The following is a 3374-nucleotide window of genomic DNA, read 5'->3' on the forward strand; positions in this document are numbered from 1 at the left end:
CGGATTTGGCCATTTTCTATGATTCTTTTCGTTGAATAGCTCGCTATTCGCCTCAAATAATCATAAAAACTGTCTCAAACCGGACTTTTTCTCGCTACGGTCGGCTAAGTCCGACAGACTCCTAGGAGTTGGATAGGAAGAAGCTCACTAATTGGTACTTTTGTATTACTTTTTCAGGCATCGATAGAGCGCATCCTTGAGATGGACTCTTTTTCTCTTCAAGTGGGTAAAATGCTCATCACTGGTGGGGACCTCTCTCATCTCCAGCCCTCTCACCTGATGGTCAAGCTGATGATACTCACGGGCCAGCTTCTGGAAACCAGGATCGCTGGTTTTCAGCTGGGAAACCTGCTCCTGCATCAGAGCAAAATCATCGTTCAAATTATGTTTAGTTCTCAGCATGACTAGCTCTCCGGAAAGGTACTTGATCAGTCTAGCCTGAAATCACACTGCGTAGCTGCCTTCTTGACCCCTGGTTATTGACCCTGATAACCCTTTTCAACGATCCTAATACTTTACCTTTAAAAACAAAATCTCTTTACACAAGACTTAAAAGTTTGGTATACAATGCACTAGTAATTTAGCCAAGTGCATAAACCAAAATGAATTCCATGCTATCCATGACCAAAACCATGATGAAACGCGACATGATTATGTGTTGCGGGGTCTGTCGTGGATAGCTGAAAAGCAGAAACACAGCCCCCGCACCAAGAGATGGTCCGGGGGCTTTTTTTTGCCTTTGCGAAGTTAAGTCATTTGACTATAGAAGTTTTGAATTTCACGCAGTAATCGACAATGTGCTCATTAATACGAAGTAGGCGCACATTAAAGTTTCCTGACCTGACTGCAAGCAAACACCCAAGCTATTAAAGCGTTACGGGAAAAGAAGGAGAAGACAGTGAGCGAGCTCAAACTCAGACTGGTCACAACAGGTAGCCTCGACAGCCTTGAAAAAGTACTGCATTCCAGTGCAGAAGACGGTCTGAAAATCAGCAACTTTTCTGCTGAACTGGTACCAGAAAGGGGTCACTACGAAGTCAAAATGTCTGTCTCAGGCTTTACCAGCCAACACCAGGTAGTCAGCAAGCTGGCCATGGAAGAAGATATTCGCGAGTTGACCCCGCTGCGCCGATGATCAAGCTTCAGTGATCATGAGCTTGTTGTTAACGTTTCCTGCAGCGATGTATTCTGCAGGAAACGCAGGCTCATTTTTTAGAGTTGGCTGATCACATACTTCAGACCACCCACGACAGCAGCCACCTGTGCATCATTGCACTCTTCGTCAGTCACTTTTGGACTGTCTGGATACACTTCAGTAGTTGTACCGAACTTGCAGTCTGTGACACCACCACAAAGACCCAGTTTTTTCATTGGGTAGTTAATAACACCCTCCTGAACCACCGGGGAGCCAATGATCTCACCCTGATCGTCTGCTGGCGCAATGTGCGTCACCTGTTGAACAGAATCAATCACCGACTTTTGAAATTCGGGAACAGGATTCTCTGTATCACCCACCGTATAAAAACCATCAGGAATCATCCCTTCCACATAGTCTTCACCATTGCGCGCTGCCAGCGCAGGACGGAATTCTGTTTCATCGGTGTCGGTGGTTTCATGCAGGTCAATGTGAATCAGAACCTTCTGCTTTAAGCTTGCCACCAGCTTCATCAGGTTAACTGACTCTTCTGCGGGACTGTCTGCATAAAAGGAACGATTGGGATCAATGGCATTAGGATTCCAGCGATTGATGGTTTCATAACCCCAGGGACTGATGCAGGGCACCACCAGAATATTAAAGTGGCTGACAAAGTTTTGAGCTTCGGTTTCCAGAAACTTCAGTGCACCATGAACGCCACTGGTTTCATAACCATGCACTCCTCCTGTTACCAGAGCGATTGGTTTATCCTGGCTCCAGTTACGACTCTTGATAGCATAAAGAGGGAAACGCTCGGTATCGTAGGAAAGGGCACCATACTGCTCAACATCATAGCGCTCTCTCAAAGCCATGATTTTAGGTACGACTTCCTTCTGATACTCACGCTTGATGGTTATTTGTTCATACCAGGCTTTGCGCTCTTCCTCGCCCCACTTTTGACCAGGAGTACCAATCGGGAATCTATAACTGCCGCCCATTTTTCAGCCCTTAATGTATTGATTGGAAAAGGAGACAGCTTAACCCTATTGTGCGGATAAGGCACGAGTCAGTACGGGAACCAATGCAGGGAATTCAGATGGGATTGTGCGCTCTCATCTTATTGGAGAGCGCATTATTCTGGGAGGGATTAATGTTTAGCGCTGACCCGTTTCAATGGGCCTGTTTTCATCGGTAATCCACTCACTCCAGGAACCCGGATAGAGCTTTGCACCCAGCATGCCCGCATATTCCATAGCCAGAAGGTTATGACAGGCAGTCACACCCGAGCCACAGTAAAAGACAGGCTCTTGCCCATCTACCATCAGATCACCCAGCTGTTTTTTCAACTGCTGTTCAGAAAGAAAAGAGCCTGTGTCATCCATATTGGAAGTAAATGGATAACAGACAGCTCCCGGAATATGACCTGCCTTATTATCAAGAGGCTCCACATCACCCGCAAAACGTTCAGAAGCACGGGCATCAATCAATCGAAAAACCGGATTGTGCAGTTGATTCATGACTTCATTCGCTGAAACCGTCATGCCGTGATCTACATCAGCCGTAAAGTCGGAAGGCGTAATTGCTGGAGTGTCTGTCGTCACAGGATAACGACCTGCAGACCAGGACTTGAAGCCGCCATGTAAAACCTGAACACACTTCACACCAATCCAGCGCAGTTGCCACCATGCTCGAGCTGCCATGGCATGACCACCGTCATCATAAACAACCACATGAGTAATTTTTCTGATACCCAGCTTTCTCAGCAGCTCAGAAAAAACCTCCGGCTCCGGTAGAGGATGCCTGCTGGTTTTCCCGGGAATAACCGGAGCTGATAGATCTTTTTCCAGATCAATATAACGAGAACCAGGAATATGTCCCTGACTGTAGAGTGTCTGTCCCATTTTAGGGTCAGCAAGACTGAAGCGGGCATCAAGCACAACAACTTTGGGATCAGTAAGCAGGGTTGCCAGAATTTCGGGTTCTATGAAAGGTGACATCCTATAAATCCATCTGAACTTTTACTGAGAAGCCATATTTGGCTGAAATCGTCGGTTCATTATCCCGGGAAATGCCAAAGCATCTCTATAAAAAATATTTCACGGGAGTTACAACGCTAGGAGCCTGTCGGACTTAGCCGACCGTAGCGAGAAAAAGTCCGGTTTGAGACAGTTTTTATGATTATTTGAGGCGAATAGCGAGCTATTCAACGAAAAGAATCATAAAAAATGGCCAAATCCGG

4 protein-coding genes are annotated in these 3374 nt (G+C 46.4%); 1 reads left to right on the forward strand and 3 read right to left on the reverse strand.

Annotated features, from left to right (window positions below; all coding sequences use genetic code 11):
* Positions 1 to 165 precede the first annotated feature (165 nt).
* Positions 166 to 402, reverse strand: coding sequence for a YdcH family protein (locus ACR2PX_RS25720; RefSeq protein WP_434002211.1), 237 nt, complete (start codon positions 400 to 402; stop codon positions 166 to 168).
* Positions 403 to 898: 496 nt separating this feature from the next.
* Between ACR2PX_RS25720 and ACR2PX_RS25725 the strand changes: the two genes are divergently transcribed.
* Positions 899 to 1135 carry a hypothetical protein gene (locus ACR2PX_RS25725; RefSeq protein ID WP_434002212.1) on the forward strand — a complete coding sequence of 79 codons (237 nt, stop codon included), beginning with the start codon at positions 899 to 901 and terminating at the stop codon, positions 1133 to 1135.
* A gap of 77 nt (positions 1136 to 1212) precedes the next feature.
* Here ACR2PX_RS25725 and ACR2PX_RS25730 read toward each other — a convergent pair whose 3' ends face one another.
* Entirely contained in the window at positions 1213 to 2133 is a 921-nt protein-coding gene (locus tag ACR2PX_RS25730) for a M14 family metallopeptidase (protein ID WP_434002213.1), read from the reverse strand.
* 156 nt (positions 2134 to 2289) lie between these two features.
* Positions 2290 to 3132 (reverse strand): sulfurtransferase, encoded by an 843-nt coding sequence (locus ACR2PX_RS25735; protein ID WP_434002214.1) that lies wholly within the window; start codon positions 3130 to 3132, stop codon positions 2290 to 2292.
* Between the last annotated feature and the right edge of the window lie 242 nt (positions 3133 to 3374).

The sequence above is a fragment of the Endozoicomonas sp. genome (genome assembly GCF_051008435.1).
Classification (GTDB): domain Bacteria; phylum Pseudomonadota; class Gammaproteobacteria; order Pseudomonadales; family Endozoicomonadaceae; genus Endozoicomonas_A.

Coding starts and splice junctions, on each gene's coding strand:
- ACR2PX_RS25720 (WP_434002211.1), bottom strand. CDS start 402: ATGCTGAGAACTAAACATAATTTGAACGATGATTTTGCTCTGATGCAG.
- ACR2PX_RS25730 (WP_434002213.1), bottom strand. CDS start 2,133: ATGGGCGGCAGTTATAGATTCCCGATTGGTACTCCTGGTCAAAAGTGG.
- ACR2PX_RS25735 (WP_434002214.1), bottom strand. CDS start 3,132: ATGTCACCTTTCATAGAACCCGAAATTCTGGCAACCCTGCTTACTGAT.